Annotated in this window: 20 protein-coding genes and 6 pseudogenes; 4 read left to right on the forward strand and 22 right to left on the reverse strand. The window is 51.7% G+C overall.

The annotated features are described in order from the left end of the window. Window positions 1-73 precede the first annotated feature (73 nt). On the forward strand, window positions 74-1435 hold the full coding sequence (locus AC3ZVB_RS13705; RefSeq protein ID WP_490146803.1) for a cache domain-containing protein: 1362 nt from the start codon (window positions 74-76) through the stop codon (window positions 1433-1435). Window positions 1436-1467: 32 nt separating this feature from the next. Continuing rightward, window positions 1468-2100, forward strand: coding sequence for a response regulator (locus AC3ZVB_RS13710; RefSeq protein WP_162438128.1), 633 nt, complete (start codon window positions 1468-1470; stop codon window positions 2098-2100). A gap of 285 nt (window positions 2101-2385) precedes the next feature. Here the strand turns inward: AC3ZVB_RS13710 and AC3ZVB_RS13715 are convergent, their stop codons facing one another. The 5 genes and pseudogenes from AC3ZVB_RS13715 to AC3ZVB_RS13735 form a co-directional block, all read right to left on the reverse strand. Next, a complete protein-coding gene (locus AC3ZVB_RS13715; protein WP_490146804.1) occupies window positions 2386-2844 on the reverse strand; it encodes an SMI1/KNR4 family protein in 459 nt (152 codons plus the stop codon). Between the two features lie 111 nt (window positions 2845-2955). After that, window positions 2956-3423: a YrhA family protein gene (locus AC3ZVB_RS13720; protein WP_162438130.1), complete on the reverse strand. Its 468-nt coding sequence runs from the start codon at window positions 3421-3423 to the stop codon at window positions 2956-2958. A gap of 87 nt (window positions 3424-3510) precedes the next feature. Continuing rightward, window positions 3511-3990 carry a hypothetical protein gene (locus tag AC3ZVB_RS13725; RefSeq protein WP_490146805.1) on the reverse strand — a complete coding sequence of 160 codons (480 nt, stop codon included), beginning with the start codon at window positions 3988-3990 and terminating at the stop codon, window positions 3511-3513. A gap of 116 nt (window positions 3991-4106) precedes the next feature. Further along, window positions 4107-4622, reverse strand: coding sequence for an SMI1/KNR4 family protein (locus tag AC3ZVB_RS13730; RefSeq protein ID WP_490146806.1), 516 nt, complete (start codon window positions 4620-4622; stop codon window positions 4107-4109). A 203-nt stretch (window positions 4623-4825) separates the two neighbouring features. After that, window positions 4826-6580, reverse strand: a pseudogene (locus AC3ZVB_RS13735) (RHS repeat-associated core domain-containing protein); the annotation flags it as partial. A gap of 54 nt (window positions 6581-6634) precedes the next feature. Here AC3ZVB_RS13735 and AC3ZVB_RS13740 point away from each other — a divergent pair. After that, window positions 6635-6853, forward strand: coding sequence for a hypothetical protein (locus AC3ZVB_RS13740; RefSeq protein ID WP_490146807.1), 219 nt, complete (start codon window positions 6635-6637; stop codon window positions 6851-6853). A gap of 146 nt (window positions 6854-6999) precedes the next feature. Here AC3ZVB_RS13740 and AC3ZVB_RS13745 read toward each other — a convergent pair whose 3' ends face one another. The 4 genes and pseudogenes from AC3ZVB_RS13745 to AC3ZVB_RS13760 all read right to left on the reverse strand — a co-directional run bounded on the left by AC3ZVB_RS13745 (window position 7000) and on the right by AC3ZVB_RS13760 (window position 9463). After that, complete coding sequence (locus tag AC3ZVB_RS13745) at window positions 7000-7410, reverse strand: immunity 22 family protein (RefSeq protein ID WP_490146808.1); 411 nt, start codon at window positions 7408-7410, stop codon at window positions 7000-7002. Between the two features lie 54 nt (window positions 7411-7464). Beyond that, window positions 7465-7968: pseudogene (locus AC3ZVB_RS13750) on the reverse strand (DUF6531 domain-containing protein); the annotation flags it as partial. Window positions 7969-8129: 161 nt separating this feature from the next. Further along, window positions 8130-8741, reverse strand: a complete 612-nt coding sequence (locus AC3ZVB_RS13755) for a hypothetical protein (protein ID WP_490146809.1) — start codon at window positions 8739-8741, stop codon at window positions 8130-8132. A gap of 362 nt (window positions 8742-9103) precedes the next feature. After that, window positions 9104-9463: a hypothetical protein gene (locus AC3ZVB_RS13760; protein WP_490146810.1), complete on the reverse strand. Its 360-nt coding sequence runs from the start codon at window positions 9461-9463 to the stop codon at window positions 9104-9106. A gap of 294 nt (window positions 9464-9757) precedes the next feature. On the opposite strand from AC3ZVB_RS13760, the pseudogene AC3ZVB_RS13765 reads away from it, so the two are divergent. Then, a pseudogene (locus AC3ZVB_RS13765) lies at window positions 9758-10018 on the forward strand (DUF6861 domain-containing protein); the annotation flags it as partial. Between the two features lie 53 nt (window positions 10019-10071). Here the strand turns inward: AC3ZVB_RS13765 and AC3ZVB_RS13770 are convergent. From AC3ZVB_RS13770 to AC3ZVB_RS13830, 13 genes and pseudogenes are all read right to left on the reverse strand, one after another. Continuing rightward, complete coding sequence (locus AC3ZVB_RS13770; protein ID WP_490146811.1) at window positions 10072-10515, reverse strand: hypothetical protein; 444 nt, start codon at window positions 10513-10515, stop codon at window positions 10072-10074. A 651-nt stretch (window positions 10516-11166) separates the two neighbouring features. Next, entirely contained in the window at window positions 11167-11601 is a 435-nt protein-coding gene (locus AC3ZVB_RS13775) for a hypothetical protein (RefSeq protein WP_490146812.1), read from the reverse strand. A 48-nt stretch (window positions 11602-11649) separates the two neighbouring features. After that, window positions 11650-11945, reverse strand: a pseudogene (locus AC3ZVB_RS13780) (HNH/ENDO VII family nuclease); the annotation flags it as partial. Window positions 11946-12157: 212 nt separating this feature from the next. Continuing rightward, window positions 12158-12361, reverse strand: a pseudogene (locus AC3ZVB_RS13785) (DcrB-related protein); the annotation flags it as partial. A gap of 20 nt (window positions 12362-12381) precedes the next feature. Continuing rightward, window positions 12382-12567, reverse strand: coding sequence for a hypothetical protein (locus tag AC3ZVB_RS13790; protein WP_490146813.1), 186 nt, complete (start codon window positions 12565-12567; stop codon window positions 12382-12384). 22 nt (window positions 12568-12589) lie between these two features. After that, a complete protein-coding gene (locus tag AC3ZVB_RS13795) occupies window positions 12590-12799 on the reverse strand; it encodes a hypothetical protein (RefSeq protein ID WP_490146814.1) in 210 nt (69 codons plus the stop codon). Window positions 12800-13193: 394 nt separating this feature from the next. Then, window positions 13194-13541: a hypothetical protein gene (locus tag AC3ZVB_RS13800; RefSeq protein ID WP_490146815.1), complete on the reverse strand. Its 348-nt coding sequence runs from the start codon at window positions 13539-13541 to the stop codon at window positions 13194-13196. A gap of 9 nt (window positions 13542-13550) precedes the next feature. After that, window positions 13551-15290: pseudogene (locus AC3ZVB_RS13805) on the reverse strand (RHS repeat domain-containing protein); the annotation flags it as partial. A 141-nt stretch (window positions 15291-15431) separates the two neighbouring features. After that, window positions 15432-15851, reverse strand: coding sequence for an NTF2 fold immunity protein (locus AC3ZVB_RS13810; RefSeq protein ID WP_490146816.1), 420 nt, complete (start codon window positions 15849-15851; stop codon window positions 15432-15434). Window positions 15852-15858: 7 nt separating this feature from the next. After that, window positions 15859-20082: an RHS repeat-associated core domain-containing protein gene (locus AC3ZVB_RS13815; RefSeq protein ID WP_490146817.1), complete on the reverse strand. Its 4224-nt coding sequence runs from the start codon at window positions 20080-20082 to the stop codon at window positions 15859-15861. Between the two features lie 5 nt (window positions 20083-20087). Further along, window positions 20088-20555: a DcrB-related protein gene (locus AC3ZVB_RS13820; RefSeq protein WP_162439809.1), complete on the reverse strand. Its 468-nt coding sequence runs from the start codon at window positions 20553-20555 to the stop codon at window positions 20088-20090. Between the two features lie 35 nt (window positions 20556-20590). Next, window positions 20591-21172, reverse strand: coding sequence for a hypothetical protein (locus tag AC3ZVB_RS13825; RefSeq protein ID WP_162439810.1), 582 nt, complete (start codon window positions 21170-21172; stop codon window positions 20591-20593). A gap of 12 nt (window positions 21173-21184) precedes the next feature. Then, window positions 21185-23038, reverse strand: a complete 1854-nt coding sequence (locus tag AC3ZVB_RS13830; protein ID WP_490146818.1) for a type VI secretion system Vgr family protein — start codon at window positions 23036-23038, stop codon at window positions 21185-21187. Window positions 23039-23175 lie beyond the last annotated feature (137 nt).

Raw genomic sequence — 23175 nt, forward strand, 5'->3', positions numbered from 1 at the left:
GCTACAGAACCCGCGTATCTTTGGCATATGATGCCGGGCCCTCGCTTTCCCCTCGGCCCGGACAGGAGCCCAGATGCAGCTCAAACACAAAATCGTCGCGCTCGGCATCCTGCCGCTGGTCCTGGCCATCGCGGTCATCTGTGCGCTGGTGATTTCCCTGAACCGCCAACTCGGCGACCAGCAGGCGCAGCTCATCGAAGACAGCATCCTGGCGAGCAAGCGCGCAGAGCTCAAAAACTACGTGGAAATGGCGCAAAGCCTGATCGCCCCGCTCTACGACAACGGCCACGGCGACGCCCACGCGCAGCAACAAGTACTGGAAGAACTGCGCAAACTCAGCTTCGGCATCAACGGCTACTTCTTCGTCTACGACCGCGAAGGCCGAAGCCTGATGCACGCGCGCCAGTCGGAACTGGTCGGCCAATACCTGTGGGACATGAAAGACCCGCACGGCCTGCCGGTGATCCAGGCCTTGCTGAAAAGTGCCGAATCCGGTGAAGGTTTCCAGCGCTATGCCTGGAACAAACCCTCATCCGGACAAGTCACCGACAAACTCGCCTACGTAGTAATGCTCGACCGTTGGGGCTGGATGCTCGGCACCGGCATCTACCTGGAAGACGTCGAACGCGCCACCCAGCAAGCCCGAGACGAGGTCGCCCAAGGCATCCGCAAAACCATGCTGGCCATCGCCGCCGTGGCCCTCGTCGCGGTGCTGTTCGTCTTCGCCAGCGGCATGACACTCAACGTCAGCGAACACCGACTGGCCGACAAAAAACTCCAGCGCCTGACCCAGCGCATCGTCAGCCTGCAAGAAGAAGAACGCTCCAGAGTGTCCCGCGAGTTGCACGACGGCATCAGCCAGGTGCTGGTCTCGATCAAATTCCAGTTCGAGCTGGCCAGCCATGTACTGGAGAACGGTCAGGACAAAGGCCTGAGCATCCTGCGAGAAGCCACCGAACGCCTCGGCGATGCCATTGGCGAAGTCCGCAGCCTTTCCCACGACCTGCGTTCGTCCCTGCTCGACACCCTCGGCCTGCCCGCCGCCATCGGCCAGCTCGCCGCCGAATTCGAGCAACGCAGCGGCCTGAAAGTGACCTACAACGACAACGAATTCGACTGTGATCTGGTGGACGGCGCCGCCGTCTCGCTGTTTCGCATCGTGCAAGAAGGCCTGACCAACATCGAACGCCATGCCCAGGCGAAAAACGTAGCGATTACCCTGCACGGCTCAACAGAAGGCGTACGCCTGAGCGTGGTCGATGACGGCATCGGCTTCAACGTCGCCCAGGTCGAACGTCGCCAAACCGGCATCGGCCTGCGTAACATCCGCGAACGCGTCGAACATTTTGGTGGCCAGTTCGCCCTGATATCGACACCGGGAAGAAGCGAGCTGGACGTGCTGCTGCCGATGAAACCCACCGGCGCCACACGCTGACCGCCCACCCAACAACAAGAGTAAAAGCTGCGATGAACCTGCCCTCCCCGATCCGCGTCGCCCTGGTCGACGATCACTCCCTGGTCCGCGACGGCATCAAAGCCCTGCTCTCGGTCATGGCACCGCTGGAAGTGGTGGGCGAAGCCGAGAACGGCGCAGACGCAATCGACATGGTCGGCCGCTGCCAGCCAGACCTGGTACTGGTCGACATCAGCCTCAAAGACATGAACGGCCTGGAACTCACACGACTGCTGCGCAACCGCTACCCGACGCTCAAAGTGCTGGTGCTGAGCATGTACGACAATCATGAATACGTCAGCGAATCCGTCCGCGCCGGTGCCAGCGGCTACGTCCTCAAGAACTCACCGTCCCGGGAAATCATCGCGGCCATCGAAGCCATCGCCAACGGTGGGTCGTTTTACAGCGCAGAAATTGCCCAACGGCTGATCGCTGATAAAAGCACCGACACTGAGCTGACACCTCGGGAAAGTCAGGTGCTGTACAAAATGGCTCAGGGGTTGAACAACAAGGAAATGGCGAGGGAACTGGATATCAGCGTGCGGACTGTGGAGACCCATCGATTGAGTATTCGTCGAAAACTGAATATCGATAAGCCGGCGGCGTTGGTGAAGTATGCGATTGATCATGGGATTATTTCGCGTTAAGCCTGGCGTCCATCCCCGCTGGAAAGACCTTGCCCGGGAGGCGTTCCGACGAGGGTGTTCGCGGCAAGCAGCGAACTGCTTTCATTCTCGTTAAAATCACGTCAATTATAGATTTCAAAAAGGGATGGGATGCGCTATCCATTATGGTGCCTTCACCCAATCCACCTGCGATGTCTGGCTCGATAATATAAAACACGACAACACCTTAGCTTTGGCCTGGAGACGTTGGCAATACGTGAACTAACGCTAATTTTTATTAAAGTCTCATGACAAACAAATCACCTACTACTCAGCAACTCCACGCTCAAGCTCCTCTTGATCCAGCAAGTGCGAAAAGAAACTGGCATAGCTAAACCAGTAATTCGGCGGATTCTCATAAGCCATCAAACTTATATTCATCGCGTCCACACTGTCACACCAGATAACAGCGGGTTCGCCACAGATATGTAATACGATAAGGCTTTCTGAAGGTTCTGCCAACACAATAAATTCTGGCGTCAGGTCTACCGCCTGCCTCAACCTAAATGTTTCGCGCACGATGTTTGTTGCGTCACCATCAATACCAACATCGTGATGACTTATCCCCCCTAACAATCCACCGCTGTAAAATTTTGCTATCGCCACAAAGTCGGATGGAAGCTTGACACCTAATAATTTTTCAATAGAGAGCAAGACATCTGGCTGACACCCTTCGCCGCCATGAATTTTTGCATATCTTACTTCCAAACCATTGATATCTAGCATTTTTAAATTATTAACTCCTTACTTAAAGGCAAGCTACATATGACCATTCTGATTGACCAATGTTAAGCTGCCCGCCCTACATGTAGCCTAATAGATTGCGACGCAAATACTTCACAATCGTTCGCCTATCAAATCCACCATAAAATGCAATAGACCATCAAACGTATCAAACTCTTCGAATACGTTATCAAACGCTTGCTTATCTCGAACCTGATACTTTTTTCTTATAATATCAAAAACGTACTCATCTTGATCACTTTCACCAAAAATGAGAAATTTGCTCATAAACCCAAGGTCTCGGGCCATTACGTTCTGCTCTACAAATGAATGACTAAACCCATCACTATCCAAAAATTTATGAGGCCGGCTTGAATATATAAAAATACCACTCGAAACCAAGCCATCATACGACTTAAGAAACGCTACATATTGATCAGGCACATTTTCCGAAAATTCAATTTTGGTCCTTGAACCGAGAGCTACAATGTCCTCTTCTCGCGCAGGACAACCAAGAAACATATCAGCTTCATCCAATTGGCTCCGCAAAAAAATTATCTTACGCTCAATTTCCTGGTTCATTGCTTAATTTCACCCATATCTTACTCCCAACTCGACTTATTTCGGATAGCTAAACTGGCAACTTCACCGCCTTGCCACTTCGAAAACTTAAATAACGAAAAACTTATTCTCACAAAAACCTATAGGCCAATGCCCTTTACCATACAGAGCAGCAATCCTTGCCCAATGATCACCTAAACCGTAATACTGTTCAGACACATACTGCCTAAAGGTAAAACACACCCCATTTCTTGCTGCAACGCTAAAATCATGCGGAGCACATCGGAACTTGCTCTTATCAAAATTGTTCGTCGCGGCCAAAACCGCCTTATTAATTTTCATGCGCATCGCGACAAGATCGGATGATGGTTTAGGTAAATTATAAAAAGGATCCGGCTGACATCGGGATGAAGGCAACCATTTAACATCATTATAGAGCCCCTCAAACGCTTGCACCGAAGGCTCCACGAAAGCTTCTCTGACACTGCCTATATATATTAATGTGCTGTCTTTCGTTTCGCTCACACCCAAGTTAGAAAAGAAATTAAACTTCCTTATTTTTATAATCTCTTCATCAACATCAATCATATTAAAATCTCGTAATGTAACAGTTGGCAGAGGCTCAGCATTTGCTCAACTTGGCTGTTAACACGCGCCCCAGCCGGATGGTATATCTGGCCCGCGGTACGAGACAACTTCTATTTTCAGTCCCGTCTGATGGTTGCAACTCCACCCACACTCATAATTACCAGATCGAGAAACTCACGAAAGGTTCCAGATATAAAAAACAAACTACCACTTCCATTTTGCTCTGGAATATCAAACTGGTTTTTTGAATCCGATTCATGGAGATGCGTGCGATCCCAATAGTAAACACCCTGACTTCCGGCTTTCCCAATGATCACGTAAGGGTTTCCCCCTCCATCCTCGCCTATAACGACCGCTTCTTCTACAAAATCCAATTCATGAACAAACTCTTTATTAAAACTGATTAAATCATTGCAATCCTCTCCTGGTAAAAGCCCAAAAAGTTGATCAAAGCTGATAGTTCCTTCGTCAACAGCGCTTAGCTGAATCTGCGCATATTCAGGCGCTGTCACAAAGCAGCCATTCGCTGCTATTAAAAACGCCCTATAATCATCTGGGAAGGTCCGCTTGATTTCTGATTCGATCAGATCAATCTCAACAGGTTTTAAACCTGTCTTGTATACCAGCGACATATCGATCCTTATTTAAATTAGTAGCAATCTTGTTTGCTTTAAAGTAAGCGAATATCCAGCAAGCAAAGTCGTACTGCAACACCACGTGCGCTATCCAACTTGTTTTCAGCCAGCGTCGCTATCTGACTGGGGGCGAAGCAATCTATTTGACGGGGCCAGCCAAGCGCCTCAAAAAATACGTCGTACACCCCAGGATTTGAGCTTGCAAGACCCAAAACATCAATCCATCTAATAGGATTCTCTACATATCTGTAGAGATTGTCTCCCCCGAACAACCCAATCGGATCCTGCGTAATAAACCGCCCCACCTCCGGATCGTAATACCGAAACGTATTGTAATGCAGCCCCGTCTCGTCGTCGAAATACTGCCCCTGAAACCGCAGATTCTGTTCGACTGCGTTGACGTCCAGACGCTCCACCGACCCCCACGCCTTGTACGTCGCCTGCCAGACAATCCGCCCCTCGCGGTCAGTCATCTCCAGCGGCGTACCAATCTGGTCGGTATGGAAGTAATAAAGCGTCTGCTCCCCACCCTCTTCCTGGTCCACCCGAGCAAGTGGCGCATAACTCCCCGGCTCATACACATAAAGGCTGCTCTGCCCCGGCGTCTCCTCACGCAACAAGCGCAAGCCCTGCCACAGAAAATGCTTCTGCTCGGTGACCCCGTTGACTTCCGACACCTTGGCAACACGTCGTCCGAGGCTGTCATAACGATAAGCCCCAATACTTTCCAACTTGCCGCCAACCAAGGTCTCAGCCTTAACCAACCGATTCTCGCAGTCATAGCTGAACGTCTGCAGCCGGCTCATCCCGCTGCGCTTTTCAATCAGGTTGCCCCACGCATCGTAGGTATATTCCTGATCCCGCCACTGCTTGATCCGGTTGTCTTTCACGTGATCAAACTGACTGGTGTTGAAGTTCAGCCGGTTCGCCGCCGCGTCGTATCGGAACTCTTCACTGTCCACCAACTTGCCCGTGTCACGGCTGTGCAGTTGGCCGCTGGCTTCGTACTCGTACTTGATCTCGCCGCGCAGCTTGTCGAGGGTGCGGATGAGTTCGCCGGCCGGGTCGTATTGATGACGGCGATGGATCGGGTTGTAGGCGTGTTCTACCAACAGCTCAGGCTGAATGCCGGGATTGAGAATCTGCGAGAGTTTCTCTGCCGGCAACGTCGAGGCGAATTGCCAGGCTTTACGGCCCATGGCGTCGTAGCCGAAACAACTGGTGAGTTTGCCTTGAGTGCGCAGCACCTCGCGGTGCAGGTCATCGCGCTCCATGTCGCTGATGAGCTGGCCGTCAAGGTTGAGCTGGTGCAGGTGGCCGCTGCCGTAGTACAGGTGGTTCAGGTGCTGGCCGGCAGGCAGAGTCAGGGTAGTCAGGTTACTCAGTGGGTCGTAGTCGTAGGACAAGGCGCCTTGTGGGGTGGTCTCTTTGATCAGGCGGCCTAGCAAGTCGTAGGAGAATTCGAGTGTTTCTTCGCTGACGCCGAGTTTCTTGCCGTTGACGGTAGGCAGGCGCGCGATGGAGAGCAAGCGATCTGCCTCGTCGTAGGTGTAGTCCTGGCGCGCGTCGGCGTTGAGTTTGGCGAGCAGTCGGCCGATGGAATCGCGTTCGAATTCGGTCTGTCGTTGTGGTCGTTCGGCGCGTTCGCCGTAGCCGATTTCGTTGACCCGTGTCAGATGCCCGCCGAGGTTGTAGCTGAACTGGCGGGTCAGGTTGTCGATGCGTTTTTCTTCGATCAGACGATCGGACGCATCGTAGGCGAACTGATACGCCGCGTTGTTTTCGTTGACCAGCGCGGTCAGGCGAATGGCCTGGTCGTATTCATAGCGGATGCGCTGGCCTTTGGCGTCCTGGCGGCTGCTTGGCAAACCGCGAGCAGTGCGCAATAGACGCGTGGTCTGGCCTTTGCCGTCGGTGTGCGTCAGGACCTGGCCGAGGGCGTTGTAGGTGAAGGACAGTTACACCACATTCCCGTCAGGCCACCAATTACGCGTTCGATGGGAGGCCCAATGATCGCGCGGCTGGCCACTTCATCAGCCACAAAAACTGCGGTGAATTTCATCGCGCACGGCCTGATGGAATTTATCCGAGCCTGGCTGCTTGCCTTGATCAGTCAAGCGATACCGCCCGCCGCACCGGCGATGGCCATAAGCACATCCAAAGTGGTGCGCAGCCAGCCAAGTTTTCATCGTCGACTGGCAAACAATGGTGATTGCCACCTCCAATGACTACGTTGCCGCGCCGCTGGAAATGGTTGCGCCACAGGGCACCTTGTCGTCTTTACGGGTGGCCGCCGTGATATTGATAAACACGTTGGTCGAGGTGGTAAAAATGGTTCCATGGGGCGAGGAACCATCTTAAAACCTCAAACAGTCTAATTCCCCTCAAACAACCCTATATATTTCAACCCATTGTAGTTAGATTTATATGGTTGAGAAACGGCAACTCCGCCATCAGAATACCAGAAAATTGCATTAGCTTTGGTTATGCCCAAATTAGCACATTTCGCCTTAACGTTTTCTAACTCGCCAGGATCCACAGACGAATTTATAAGAAGATCGTCTAAAGCGATTTCTTTTTCAGACCTAGGTATAACCCCAATAAAGTCTTCGTCATACCATCGTAATCCTATATCCTTACAAAACCCACAAACCTTGTACGCGGGCACATCCAACTCAGCAGAATAATCCAACTCAAAATATTTTTGATAATCTGACTCCGCTTCGAAGTTTGTACCGATCCAAAGATGTACCTTCTCGTAGCGTTCGATGTCATAGGTATCCATTAACAACCTCCTAATTTAATGTGAGAACAATGATGGCTATCAATCACGCTAAAGCTTGAGATTTTGAAAGGGCACCGTGAGACCTTGATTGTCGGTCAGGTAAACGAAGCTGCCACTGCGGCGCAGGCTTTGTTCCCAAGGCAACACCCAACCCTTGCCGAGCACACCGTCGACGGTCAGGTCACTGGCGTAGAAGCGTGACCAGTCGATGGGCATCAGGCCTGGGAGGCTGAAATAAGTTTCGTCAGGGATTACCTTTCGCCCGGTGGTGGCATCGACAGGGTTGCCGATCAGACCGCCGAGTGCAGGCTCGATCGCCGGTCCCACGACGTAACGGCTGGCCACTTCACCGGCGAAGAACCCGGCGGTGAATTTCAACACACAGGATATGCCGGATTTGAGGCAGGCCTGGGAAGCGTTCTTGAACAGTTGTGCGATACCGCCCACCGCACCGGCGACCGCCATCAGGATATCGACGGTAGTGCGCAGCCAGCCGGGAATCTCGTCATCTACCGGCAGGTAGGGGTGGGTGCCGCCGCCGATGATTACGTTGCCAGAAGGGTCTCCGTTCATAGCGGGGTAAGTGGCTGCGCTAACCTCACAATCACTTTTAATTAAATTATTAAAGAGCAAACCCAAAACGAATGCAGGAAGTATTCAAACTAACGCTTTCAATTCTCAGTAGTGCCAACACCAAAGCTAATGTACAGCCAACAATACTACAAGCCGCTCAAAAGCCCCAAATCAAAATCTTTATTCTTAATTATCTTTTTATTTAACTTCACCTTCTCGAGATTTTCGCTACTTATGATTTCTGAGTTATAAGCAACAGCACAATGAATAAACAATGCGGGATATGCATAGTCAGTCGGAGTTGCCAGCACATCATCAATAGTCCGGGCGCTTGGCAATATACACCCTGCCACGAGGGGAATATAGTGGCTTTCAAGCGCGCGCCGGATATGCGCACATATCGCACCAACATCCTCTCGTTTAGGTGCACTTATGGTGCCATATATACTTGTGCCGAATTTTTTATCTTGCCTTCCTGATGTTGTAAATGAGAAACACGCAGCACTACCCAAATTGCTTTTATAAGGAGGATTGACTTCAGAGCAACAGTCAAAAATAGGCCCCCCGAAGACTATGCCGTTCAGGACATATGCATTCGAATTTACCAAATACTGAAAATCAAGCTCGGCTACTAACTTTTTTTCCCAGCGAAATTTAACCGCCCCCTTTACCGCCTTAATCGACAAGCCAGGCCATTCAAGATCCCCCAGCTCCGTTAGCAGTTCACTCTCAAAATAAACCCTATCTTCTTTACTCATAAAATCACCCATATTTCAAAACATAATACCTACCAAAACTGCACCAGCGCCAATCGCAAGCCCCGCTAGCAGCTCTCCTAACGCGCTCGAATGCTTCATCGCCAACCCGCAGAATCAGGATGCTGCCGAAGCCACCGCTGGCGCCGGATTGGGCGACGCGTACCCAGCACTGGTATCGATTTCTCTCAAACACTTATTGAATATAGCCTGTACGCATTTCTAATCTAATCTGTATACCATCCACCTAAATTATGGCGAGCAGACCAGCTCGCCCTTGTTGCTTATACCCATTGTTAAAAATTGGCTTAGCGCACCAAAAAATAGCAACATTCACGATACCGCTAAAAGATTAGCTCGATTGACTAAGAAACTAGCTTTTTTAGTCCCTGCGAAAGTCGACTGGTGTTATTTATATCCCCTCCGTTATCTAAATACGAGAACCAGCCAGGTATAACCTTCTTGAAAAGTTCAACACATTCAGGTGCAGCATCATTTTTTTTCAAAATGTACTCAAGTGCCAAACTTCCATCTAATTTAAAAGGATTAGTAAATATAAGATTATTGCCTTTTAAAAAACCCAGCAACATCGCGAGCTTTAAGACCATTCGCTCTTGGTATTCTTTGCTTTTGTTTCGGCTAAGCAGCATAGGGACACTACATAACGTAAAATTTAAATCCGCCACAATAACACCTCTATCTTGCTCGTATAACAGTAGACACATCAGAAACTTCAATAAGCTTTTTCGTCCCTGACACCCTTACAAAAATACCACCTGCCTCTCTAATCCGGTCTTCCTTGAGTAGTTGCCCAGTTTTATCTGCCGTAAGACTAGTGATCTCCTTGGCAGTACCTGAGCCATCTGAATTTCCGATGACGAAGTCGAGCCGACGCCCCTCGCCAGTAAGCGGATCCTTTGCAATTTTCAGATTATCCCCTCCCAATAACCCAATCGGATCCTGCGTAACAAATCGTCCAACCTGCGGATCGTAATACCGATCCGGTTGTCTTTCACGTAATCAAACTGACTGGTGTTGAAGTTCAGTCGGCTCAACATGGCGGCGTAGCGGGAGCCTTTGCCTTCGGGATTTGTGCCGCGCCTGGAGATGCCGCTGGTGCGGGCATCGGCCGGCAAGTCGGCAACCTGATCTTGAGGGGGCTGCATTTGTAGGCCATCGCTGAATATTTCTACCAGAGCTTGCCTGTCTGCCTCTCCATTTTGCAGGAAGGCATCGCCACCGCGTGGCAGGTCGATGACGGCGTCAAGCCTGGCGGCCTTTATTGGCTCGACATTCCGATTTACGGAAATCGCCCGAATGCTGAACCACGAGCCTATTTACGTATGTAAATGTTTACCTCTTTACCATTCGCCACAAAAAACAGTTTAGAAACCTGATTCAGACTATTAAATTCAGTTTGAATCACCGTACCCGCCACACTGTTACTCGCAAATGAAACAATCGTATCAATTAAATTATCCTTCCATCCATAACGGTACGCCCAGTATTCAAAATCATTATCCACTCTACAGCCTCGAACAACTTTTCCACAGTCGAGGTCTACAACCTTCAAAGATAGGATTTCATCGTGCTTATTTTTCCTTAGAGATATAAACCTATCATCTATTTTATTTACTATCTCAGCCTCGTCAAGAAAGCCGCCCGAGTCGTAATTCTCGATCTTGACTACAGCACCATCACTTACGTAGTGCTTGAATAGATTTTTCTTATTTGCTGGCTCTTCGTCGATAATTTTAGAAGGCGTTACACCCGACATTTCCAACTCAAGCGGCAAGATTGTAAAGCACGGCCCTTTAGAAAAAAAATTCGATCATGGACAGGATCACTTTCAAAATAGTTGCATACACTAATATCATTTAGCATTGCTACAATTTCGTCTTTCAAAGACTCCAACTCAGAAACACTCATAACACAAACCCCTTGAAATTTACCCCATCAGCAAGCGATTTTTTAATATCCGCAAACCCAGTTAATAACTCGTCTTTGGTATTTACCCCGGACAAAGAGTTAAAAACTCTCTGTTTGTAGGCGTTACTGTGAAGTTCGGCACCTTTATGCGGTGTTGCAGATGTGCCTGGAACTCCGGCTGACTCGGTATTGGGCAACCATATGCCATTTCTCATCGCTTATATTTATGTCTAGATCATTCATCTTATCTCGCTCGGCGAACATTCTAAGATCTTTAGAGTTTGACATAATAATACGCTGCGCGTCGTATTGCCTCCCACCGACAGGACTAGGACCAAGGTTTTTTCTTAAAACCTTCGCATCGGTACCGTATGAATGACCTTCGGGATCGACGGGACTGTCAGATATTTTGTGTGCGGCCCACTGTGAGTATTAACGCACCACCACCGCGGCGAAATAATTTGTTAAAAAACTAGCCTTGGCAGCTCTAATCTAACATCTAGACCAATTCATAAAAACTTTCAATAAATGCGTTAAAATTTGACCATTGAGGCTTCAACTGCCCATTCTGAAATTTTACCAATGAATCCCCGAAGGAAATTTCAATCACCTCACCTGTGCGCTTGTTGTAGAAAAATCCACTTTCCCCCTCAAAACTATCCAGTGGAAGATAGTCCGAGGGAATTTTCAACGTCTCATGGGTTCGTTTGAGTGCCAAATCAAAATTTGTATTTTTGGAAAACCAGCATATTTGATAAATTTCTTTACCACGACTAATAAAAGTAGGCCCATCTTCCACGTGAAGAAAAAATTGGCCAAAGTCAGACGAAAGATCGACCCCTAGCTTATTTAGTTCAGATTCATAATCAGAACTGGCATTTTCATACCACCAACCCTTCTGCTTGCAATAATCTACAATTTTTTTAGATATCATTTCTAATCACCCGCATTTTGCTGTGCCTCTAGAATCGTTAGCGTTTTTCTCGCCGCGCAGTTTGTCGAGGGTGCGGATGAGTTCGCCGGCCGGATCGTATTGATGACGGCGATGGATCGGGTTGTAGGCGTGCTCCACCAGCAGCTCGGGTTGAATACCCGGGTTGTGGATTTGCGAAAGTTTTTCCGCCGACAGGGTTGAGGCGAACTGCCAGGCTTAGCGGCCCAGGCGTCGTAGCCGAAACAACTGGTGAGTTTGCCTTGGGTGCGCAGCACTTCGCGGTGCAGGTCATCGGGTTCCATTTCGCTGATGAGATGGCCGTCGAGGTTGAGTTGGTGCAGATTGGCAGGGATATTCGGTCTTGTTGCCCAGCGCATCGACTTCGGCGATGAGGTTGCACTTGGCGTCGTAGCGGGCTTTACAGGTGCTGCCGTCGGGGTAGTCGACCTAAGTGATCAGGGTTGTCAGGTGGTGGTACTGGTACTTGATCTTGCGTCCGGGCGGGTCTGTTTCTTCCAGCAATCGCGCGTGTTCGTCGTACTTGAATTTGACGACATTGCCGTCGGGCAGTGTGAGCCACCTCGGCCGGTGCGACCCGTTCGATCCACTTTAATATGCGACAAGGACTTTTTCAGCTCACCCAGTAATAGTTGGGCCATTTCAAGATCGGCTCCGGCTCGACTCGGGAGCGCCCCACCACCAGTGAAAACGGGCTTGTTCCGATGTCCTTCAGGGTGAATACATGGAAGGTTTTGTCTTTAACAATCCGAACCAAAAAAATCAACTTTCATCTAATACTTCAAGCGCCAATAAAGCTGCCTCCTGAATGTCTTCATTCGCTGAAGCCAACGACAATGAAATTCCTGTGCGAAAACTATTATCCGAGAATGCTGCAGCAGTTTGAGTGGTCCAATAGCGAACACTATCTGGAATAGTTTCATCTTCTAAAATTGTTTTGATAGCCAATACAACCTCTTCGTGCGGACATCTATAAAAAATCCTCGACAACTTGATAAACACCCCAGCCATTACCATCACCGAACGACCTTAAGAAAAACGGTATCGCTTTAATATCGGGGTATTCAATGAAATGCTTTCTAACATTGTCGTATTGATCGATTATTTCCTGAGTCAAAGCAGAGTCTGCTGGCATTGGTTGATGCTTAGACAAAAAATTTATAGCTTCGTCAGTGTTCATATTATTGCCCTAAAGTCTCCTAAAGTTTTTTGTTTTGCTTTGTGATCTCACCGAACTACCTATTAACTACTTACCTGCTATAGCCAGCGTTTGTAAGGAAGCGTCTAACATCAGCTACATCTCGTACCAAATACTGCCGTTCCGTGAACCCTTCCACTAAAGTTTTTTTATATGTCCAGTCGAACTCGTGCAAATCTCTTCGAAGGTTGATTGTAATTTCTTTTCCATGCGTAGTTGGGCTGACGGCATTCGGAATGACATGGAGAGGAGTATGGCTTGCGTTCAACCCGCCTTTTATACCTACTCCTCTTACTTGATTATATGTTCCCACGCATAGATCTTCACCAGCTTAAGCGAGGCTTGTTCCGATCAAACTATCAGCAGTCCAAAAGTGCTACTTAGAATTGTAAATATCATGTAAATCACCATTGGAATTCAACTTAATAGTTGTTCCACCCTCATAATAAAGAGACAAAACACCTCTATCATCGGAGTCCTCAATCGCACGCACACCATCTAAAACACAAAAGAAACCAAACACTGCCTCTTCAACTGATTTTTTTATTATCATATCAATACATGCCTTATCCCCCAGATTTTGCTTATTGTAAAACTCAGACATTTCAAGCAGAGGCTTGCTAGGTTTTCTACCGGGAGGCGAAGTTAACACCGAAACTGTATCCGTGATAGCCGCATCGCTAACAACTCGCGTTATCAAATCTACAAACTTTTGAGCATCCATTTAAAACTCCTACTTTATAAAGGCACTAGGAAACATTTCTTTATTTAAGTCTATCATTTGCTTGATAGCTGAAGGCGGTGCATTCGTGAAATTTCTGAGATCTTTTGCGTCTTTAGCCAAAAGGTCTCTTGGGGTTCCAGTAAATGGACCTTTCACTGTCGGAATCAATTTGTGCTCAGCTCTAGGGAGGGCAATTGATGGAGCTGTCTTCGGGTCGTAACCCACAATTATCTGACCTGCCGGGTGTTTTTGTACGGCATGATGAATATCCAGACCATCACCTACCTTAGAATTCTTTTGCAAGGTGTCGAATCTTCCAACTTCATATTTCTTAGTTGGCTCACAACTCAACCCCAAAAAATCGAGCCAACCAATTGGATTAGGGGCGTATTGATAAAGATTATCCCCCCCCAACAAACCAATCGGATCCTGCGTAATAAACCGCCCCACCTCCGGATCGTAATACCGAAACGTATTGTAATGCAGCCCCGTCTCGTCGTCGAAATACTGCCCCTGAAACCGCAGATTCTGTTCGACTGCGTTGACGTCCAGACGCTCCACCGACCCCCACGCCTTGTACGTCGCCTGCCAGACAATCCGCCCCTCGCGGTCAGTCATCTCCAGCGGCGTACCAATCTGGTCGGTATGGAAGTAATAAAGCGTCTGCTCCCCACCCTCTTCCTGGTCCACCCGAGCAAGTGGTGCATAACTCCCCGGCTCATACACATAAAGGCTGCTCTGCCCCGGCGTTTCCTCACGCAACATGCGCAAGCCCTGCCACAGAAAATGCTTCTGTTCAGTGACCCCGTTGACTTCCGACACCTTGGCAACACGACGCCCCAAGCTGTCATAACGATAAGCCCCGGTACTTTCCAACTTGCCGCCCACCAAGGTCTCAGCTTTAACCAACCGATTCTCGCAGTCATAGCTGAACGTCTGCAGCCGGCTCATCCCGCTGCGCTTTTCAATCAGGTTGCCCCACGCATCGTAGGTATATTCCTGATCCCGCCACTGCTTGATCCGGTTGTCTTTCACGTGATCAAACTGACTGGTGTTGAAGTTCAGCCGGTTCGCCGCCGCGTCGTATCGGAACTCTTCACTGTCCACCAACTTGCCCGTGTCACGGCTGTGCAGTTGGCCGCTGGCTTCGTACTCGTACTTGATCTCGCCGCGCAGCTTGTCGAGGGTGCGGATGAGTTCGCCGGCCGGGTCGTATTGATGACGGCGATGGATCGGGTTGTAGGCGTGTTCTACCAACAGCTCAGGCTGAATGCCGGGATTGAGAATCTGCGAGAGTTTCTCTGCCGGCAACGTCGAGGCGAATTGCCAGGCTTTACGGCCCATGGCGTCGTAGCCGAAACAACTGGTGAGTTTGCCTTGAGTGCGCAGCACCTCGCGGTGCAGGTCATCGCGCTCCATGTCGCTGATGAGCTGGCCGTCAAGGTTGAGCTGGTGCAGGTGGCCGCTGCCGTAGTACAGGTGGTTCAGGTGCTGGCCGGCAGGCAGAGTCAGGGTAGTCAGGTTACTCAGTGGATCGTAGTCGTAGGACAGAGCGCCTTGGGGTGTGGTCTCTTTGATGAGACGTCCCAGCAAATCGTAGGAGGATTCTAGTGTTTCTTCGCTGACGCCGAGCTTCCTGCCGTTAGTAGTAGGCAGGTGCCCGGTGAACTGCAAGCGGTCCGCATCTTCGTAGGTATAAGCCTGACAGGCATCGGCGGTGAGTTAGGCCAGTAAACTTCCGATTGAATCGAGTTAGAGTTCGGCGTTGGTGTTGTGGCCATCCGGCGAGTTCGCTGTAAGCCATATTTAACGCCCCACAAGCAAATTTACATACACGTAAATTTCAGATCCATCTTTGCAACGAAAAACTGCACAATTTTACAAAAATCGTCATAGAGCCGTTTTTTTCCACTTATCACCATTTTTTGTTTCTTTTTTCACTATCAGCCATCCATCCACAGTATTTTTTATAAAAAACTTATATACAGCCTTTAGCCTAGCGATCTGCTCGACAATCACAGTATAATTTTTACCTTCTTGAAGAGGGTCATTTATTACATCCCTCTCTGGATCATAAGTCGGAGGTGATCCACAACCGAGATCTACAAGACGAGCCCAGCTTCGTTCATCTGATACAGAATACTTAGCTAGAATACTCTTAAGCTTAAGCTCATATGCTTTATCACAGTCAGAGGTATCTTTATCTTCATTGATCAGCCCCATTTGCTCATCGCGAAAGGCTGTCTCCCAGTTCCGCATTTCTGACATAAATCCCTTCAAGACCTCAACAACTAAAACTTTTTCTTCCATAACAACCTCAGTTACTAAAAATGTCTGACAGTACAGTTTTCCCTTGCTGGAAAACGTTATACACAACTTTCGTTGGTCTCGTACTGGATGCACCATAGATAAATTTAATATCTACATCGACGGGACCATTACTTCTTACGAAGCTGGCTACCTCCCCTTCAAAATCTCTAAAAAGACCTCGGTTTATTCTTGAGAGCTGTGGAAAAACACCATTCTTACCGCCTGAACCACCCAAAAGCTTTCCAATTATGTGACCTGCGTCATCTTTAGAGTTACCTAGCGCCCGCGCCCACACTCTAGATGATGCATTCGTTGCCGTTCCTGTTCCTAAATCCTTCGCAGTAATAGTCGCCGTTGCTCGGAGAGGCTGCCCTGCTGCGCCACGTGTGACTGCGGTACTGACACACCAACCCAAAGGATCAATCCACCCATTGGTATTGGGGGCGTATTGATAAAGATTATCCCCCCCCAACAAACCAATCGGATCCTGCGTAGTAAACCGCCCAACCTCCGGATCATAATACCGAAAAGTATTGTAGTGCAGCCCCGTCTCATCATCGAGATACTGCCCCTGAAACCTCAGGTTCTGCTCTACCTCATTCACCGTCAGCGTTTCGATGGACCCCCACGCCTTATACGTCGCCTGCCAAACAATCTGCCCCTCGCGGTCAGTCATCTCCAGCGGCGTACCAATCTGGTCGGTATGGAAGTAATAAAGCGTCTGCTTCCCACCCTCCTCCTGATCCACTCGCGCCAACGGCGCATAACTCCCAGGCTCATAAACATAAAGGCTACTTTGCCCCGGCGCTTCCTCGCGCAACATGCGCAAGCCCTGCCACAGAAAATGCTTCTGCTCAGTGACCCCGTTGACCTCCGACACCTTGGCGACACGACGTCCCAAGCTGTCATAACGATAAGCCCCGGTACTTTCCAACTTGCCGCCAACCAAGGTCTCAGCCTTAACCAACCGATTCTCGCAGTCATAGCTGAACGTCTGCAGCCGGCTCATCCCGCTGCGCTTTTCAATCAGGTTGCCCCACGCATCGTAGGTATATTCCTGATCCCGCCACTGCTTGATCCGGTTGTCTTTCACGTGATCAAACTGACTGGTGTTGAAGTTCAGCCGGTTCGCCGCCGCGTCGTATCGGAACTCTTCACTGTCCACCAACTTGCCCGTGTCACGGCTGTGCAGTTGGCCGCTGGCTTCGTACTCGTACTTGATCTCGCCGCGCAGCTTGTCGAGGGTGCGGATGAGTTCGCCGGCCGGGTCGTATTGATGACGGCGATGGATCGGGTTGTAGGCGTGTTCTACCAACAGCTCAGGCTGAATGCCGGGATTGAGAATCTGCGAGAGTTTCTCTGCCGGCAACGTCGAGGCGAATTGCCAGGCTTTACGGCCCATGGCGTCGTAGCCGAAACAACTGGTGAGTTTGCCTTGAGTGCGCAGCACCTCGCGGTGCAGGTCATCGCGCTCCATGTCGCTGATGAGCTGGCCGTCAAGGTTGAGCTGGTGCAGGTGGCCGCTGCCGTAGTACAGGTGGTTCAGGTGCTGGCCGGCAGGCAGAGTCAGGGTAGTCAGGTTACTCAGTGGATCGTAGTCGTAGGACAGAGCGCCTTGGGGTGTGGTCTCTTTAATTAAGCGACCTAGCAAGTCGTAGGAGAATTCGAGTTTTTCTTCGCTGACGCAGAGTTTCTTGCCGTTGGCGGTAGGCAGGCGCTCGATGGTGAGCAAGCGGTCTGCGTCATCGTAGGTGTAATCCTGACGGGCATCGGCATTGAGTTTGGCCAGCAGTCGGCCGATGGAATCGCGTTCAAATTCGGTCTGTCGTTGTGGTCGTTCGGCGCGTTCGCCGTAGCCGATTTCGTTGACCCGTGTCAGATGCCCGCCGAGGTTGTAGCTGAACTGGCGGGTCAGGTTGTCGATGCGTTTTTCTTCGATCAGACGATCGGACGCATCGTAGGCGAACTGATACGCCGCGTTGTTTTCGTTGACCAGCGCGGTCAGGCGAATGGCCTGGTCGTATTCATAGCGGATGCGCTGGCCTTTGGCGTCCTGGCGGCTGCTTGGCAAACCGCGAGCAGTGCGCAATAGACGCGTGGTCTGGCCTTTGCCGTCGGTGTGCGTCAGGACCTGGCCGAGGGCGTTGTAGGTGAAGGACTCGGCGCTGCCGTCCGGGTGCTGGATGCGCAGCACTTCGCCGTCGGGTTTGCGTTCCAGAGTGGTGGTCTGGTTCAGGGCATCGGTGACGGCGACGAGGTGATGGCGTTCGTCGAAACGGTACCGGGTGTTTTTGCCCGAGCAATCCTGGAAACGTTCGACCTGAGCCAGGGTGTTCCACCACAGGTATTTGGACTTGTGTGTGGCGTCGATGATGGTGTGCGGCAGGCCGTCATCGCTGTTGAGGTATTCGGTCTTGTTGCCCAGCGCATCGACTTCGGCGATGAGGTTGCCCTTGGCGTCGTAGCGTGCTTTCCAGGTGCTGCCGTCAGGGTAATCAACCTGCGTGACCAGGGTGGTCAGGTGGTGGTGCTGGTATTTGATCTTGCGCCCGAGCGGATCGGTTTCTTCGACCAGCCGAGCGTATTCGTCGTACTTGAGCTTGACGGTATTGCCATCGGGCAATATGAGGCCGGTCATGTTGCCGGTGTCGTCAATCTCTATAACGTAGTGTTCGCCACCGAAGTCGCGGCTCGAGGTGACGCGGTTATCGCTGTTGTAATGAAGCTCAGCTTCGCGCCCGAGTACATCGGTGATCCACGTGGTGCGGGCAGCTATGTCGTAACGGAAATGGAAGTGCTCGCCATCGCTGGTCCAGTGTTCCACCACTCGAGGTTGGTCTGCGATGGTTTCCCAGCGGTAATTGCAAGTCAGGCCCAAGGCATTGCTGTGACTGGCCATGACGCCGTCGGCGTAACTGAAGCGGCGAACCGAATCGTTGTTGCGATTGATCACCTCGATGAGTTGGCCATTGTCGTCGTAGCGATATTGCACCAGGGTTTCGACAGCCTGATTGTCGACGACGCGTTTGACATCGGTCAGGCGGCCCAGCGGGTTGTCGTAATGCAGGTGCACACGAACGCCGCCGGTGGCGCTGATGTCGGTCAGCGTGCCGTCGACCGTGCGGGTGAAATGCAGGAAGTGGCCGAGGGCATTTTCGATGCGTTGTAGCGGGACAGGGTTGTTGTCGTCCGGCACTTCGCCGAAGTAGAAGAAGATGTTGTCGAGGGTTTGCAGCAGGTAGTGACCGCCTTCGGTGCAGACCAGATACACCTGTTCGTGCGGATTGTAGATGCGTTCGCCCGGCTGGACGTCTACGAAGGGCACCGTGCGACCTTGATTGTCGGTCAGGTAAACGAAGCTGCCACTGCGGCGCAGGCTTTGTTCCCAAGGCAACACCCAGCCCTTGCCGAGTACACTGTCGACGGTCAGGTCACTGCCGTAGAAGCGTGACCAGTCGATGGGCATCAGGCCTGGAAGGCTGAAATCAGTTTCGTCAGGGATGACCTTGCGGCCGGTGGTGGCATCGACAGGGTTGCCGACCAGACCGCCGACTGCACGCTCGATCGCCGGGCCTACGACGTAACGGCTGGCCACTTCACCGGCGACGAACCCGGCGGTGAATTTCAACACACAGGACATGCCGGATTTGAGGCAGGCCTGGGAAGCGTTCTTGATCAGTTGTGCGATACCGCCCGCCGCGCCAGCGACCGCCATCAGAATATCGACGGTAGTGCGCAGCCAGCCGGGAATCTCGTCATCTACTGGCAGGTAGCGGTGGGTGCCGCCGCCGATGAATACGTTATCCGAACCGCTGGAGATCGTTGCGCCGCAGGTGATCTTGTCGCCCTTTCGGGCCGCTGCAGTGCCATTGATGAAAACGTTGGTCGAACCCTCTGCGACCTGCACCGGACCGGGATGCTTGTCGCAGGCGCCAATGCTTTTTTCGACATGGGCAGCCTTGCGACTGTTAACAAATACGTTGCCCGACGCAATGACGATGGTCCCGGAGGGCGAGGAAAAACTACTGCCTATTTTCTCCCCCAGGAAAGTCAGCAGGCTACCTCCGACGCCTGCGGCCAGACCCGCCAAAAGCGCCACACCAAACCCACAGGTGAACGTCGCGATAGCGACCGTGGCAATCAATGCAATCCCGAGCGCGGCCCCTATCAGGAACCCGCCCAGGGCACTGGTGTGGCTTATTTCATCGCCAAACCTTGCGGCTTCGAACATGACCGTTACTCCTGTTCGCTGGAGTCGGTCTTGGTAGCGCCGGGCTGGCGAGGCTGGAAGCTGGCCAGCAGGTCGGCCCAGTTCTGATTCTGCTCACTGCTGAAGTCAGCCTGCGCCGTGGTGGAGAAGATGATTGCGCGGCCCGGCTCGATCAGGAATGCCGCCTGACGCTGATAGAACGGACGACCATCGGTCATGTAATACGCATCGATCTGGATGCCTTCAATCGGCGCAGTGCTGGAAAGCTCCACCGATTTTTTGCCCAGCAAGGTGTAGCCACGCAGTTTCGATGCGAGCATTTTTACCTGGCGGTCTACGTAGGCCTTGAGCTCCTCGGCCGGCAGGAGCATGTCCCTGGAGATGGTGATACTCAGCGGTGCAGGAATGCTCGCCCCCAGCACAAACATGTTTACCGTGCGGTCCTGAAAACCCTGCGGCAACGCGATGCTGCCTTCCTGCAATTCATAATCCATGTGATGTAAATTCCTGAAATCGAAAAAATTAGTTATCAGCGGGCCGTTAGGCCGTCGAGCATGCTGTCGAAATCAACCAGCCATAGACTCAGCGCAGGCTTGGTCGGATCAATCACGCACGAAATATTCAGCCATTGCACTTCGTCACGCCCGGCGACAGGAACGATGGCGCCCACCAGACGCCCATGGCGTTCGGCGTGACCGGTCTTGAAGTGAAAATCCACGCACTTGGCGGCATTGCCTGCCAGGCTGTACTCGCGCTGACGGATGATGCGCAGCCCCGGATAAATCGTGTGGAACGACTGCACGGAGCCGTCAAAAAGATTTTCAAGATTCTGGCCCTGCGCCACATCGCGACGATTGATCGTCAGGATGATTGGCTCGCCTTCGTGCTCGATGGTTGTCTGAATATCGCGGAAGTTGAAACCCGATGGAAATGCCAGATTGAACCCGCCGAAGTTGAAGCTGCTAGGCGTGTCTTGCAGGGCAACCACAGCTACAGGTTCTGCCTCGGCCTCTGCTTCAACTATCGGTGCATTCTGCTGTTCAAGACGAGCCGCTTCCTCCAGCGCAATGCGCTTGGCGGAAATTCGGTCGTAAAGGCTGGTTCTGGTCATTAGCACGATTCCCTAGTCATTGACCCGAACTTCGGAGCCGGTGATTTGGGTGGTGCCCGTGCTGGTTGTGGTGATCGCCTTGCCTTTGATCTCAATGCCGTCCGGAGTCAGCGTGATGCTGCTTTCTCCGACCTGCAAAATTATATGCTGCTTGGCATTCACCTGAATGAACTGGTTATCGACCTGAATCGTCAACGAGCCTTCCTGGACATTCATCACCGTGTCTTTCTTGATCGTTTCGGTGTGCGTGCCACCCACAGTGATCGTGCGATTGCTACCGACACTGTGGGTCTCATCGACCTCGATCTCGGTGTCCATGTTGCGCTCGGCGTGCATGATGACCTGCTCGGCGCCCGCCTTGTCTTCAAAGCGAAAGAAGTTCGCCGTGCCGCCATCGCCCTTCATCGACCGCGTCAAAAACCCGCTCTGCGTCTTGTTCGCCGGCAACGACCAGGGCGGCGTGTTCTTGCTGTTGTACAAACTGCCCATGATCAACGGCCGATCAGGATTGCCGTCGAGGAAGACCACGACGACTTCGTCGCCGACACGGGGAATGAGGATGCTGCCGAAGCCACCGCTGGCGCCGGATTGGGCGACGCGGACCCAGCACGAACTCTTGTCGTTGTGCTCGCCCTTGCGGTCCCAGTGGAACTGCACCTTCACGCGACCGAGTTCATCGGTGAAGATTTCTTCACCCGGCGGGCCGACGACAATGGCTGTTTGCGGGCCGGAGATGGTTGGGCGCGGGGTGGTGAGTTGCGGGCGGAAGACGATCTTTTTTCGCACGCAGGAGAAGGTGTTGTAGTAGCTCGCCTGATGGCCGTTGAGGTAGTTGTTGTGGCCTTCGCTTTCGACGCTCATTAACAGGAACTGGCGATCGTCGGGCGAGCCCTGATCGTGGTCGTAATGCTGCTGCAGTTCGAAGGTGTAGCCGGGTTTCATGGCGCGGCAATTACTGGCGCCATGAAAACTCTTGCCCTTGAGTTCCAGCGCTTCGACGCGAAGCCGCAGCAGCGCTTCACCTTCGTCATAGGTGCCGTGAGTGTACTGGCCGGGGAAGTCATAGATCTCGAAATCGTCGACGTCGCCCTGCTTGTTCAGGCTCTTCATGGCGACCGGCAGACGGTTGGTCGGCTGGCGATAATCGAAGGTCTGGACGGCGATTTTGCCGGACTGCAACTGGCGATTGCCACTCCATTGGGTAATGGCATCAGCTGTCTCGGTCACCGAGGCGGTGTGAAAGCGGATTTGGGGTTGTTCAGGCAACGGCACCAGCGTACTGGAGTCGTCGCAGATGATCATGGTGTGGCCTTCGGCAGTGTGCTCGAAGTAGTAGAACATCCCCTCTTCTTCCAGCAGGCGCTGGACGAAGTTGAAGTCGGTTTCGCGGTATTGGGTGATGTAGGTGTACTTTTTGAGCGGCTTGCTCAGGCGGAATTCATGCAGGGAAAACGCGGGGCATAACGCGAACACCTGGGTCACGACTTCTTCGACGGTGCAGCCCTGGAAGATGCGGGTGTCGAAACGGTTTTTCAGCATCGAGAACCAGGGGTTCAGCGTCGCGGTGTAGCGAGCCATGCCGCCGTCGCTGCCGATGCTGGCGAAGCGTGTCAGGTAACCTGCCAGGTATCGCGGCCCGGCTTCAGCCAGCTCGATTTCCAGCAACACATGCTGGCCCATCATCGACTTGAGCTCGACTCCGGAATCTTCGCACACCAACATCAATTCGAAGTTGTAGGCACGCGACAGACCTTCGGTCCCCTTGAAGGACTCAAGCAGTAACTGCTGGTCGGGATTGGCAAAATTCTTGAATTTGAACAGGCGCCGATTTTGCGGGGAAAGCATTGCGGCAAGGTCCATCAACATGTGTATCTCCTTGAAAGCAGAGAAGAACGCTACCGCCCTCGCCTGCCACTGCGCATAACGAATCTGACAGAGGGACGAAACCCGATCGCACTGCTCGGATGGGTTAACAACCCGCTGTCTATGAACTTGCGGACCTG

Source organism: Pseudomonas sp. MDV22-iso1 (genome assembly GCF_058145095.1).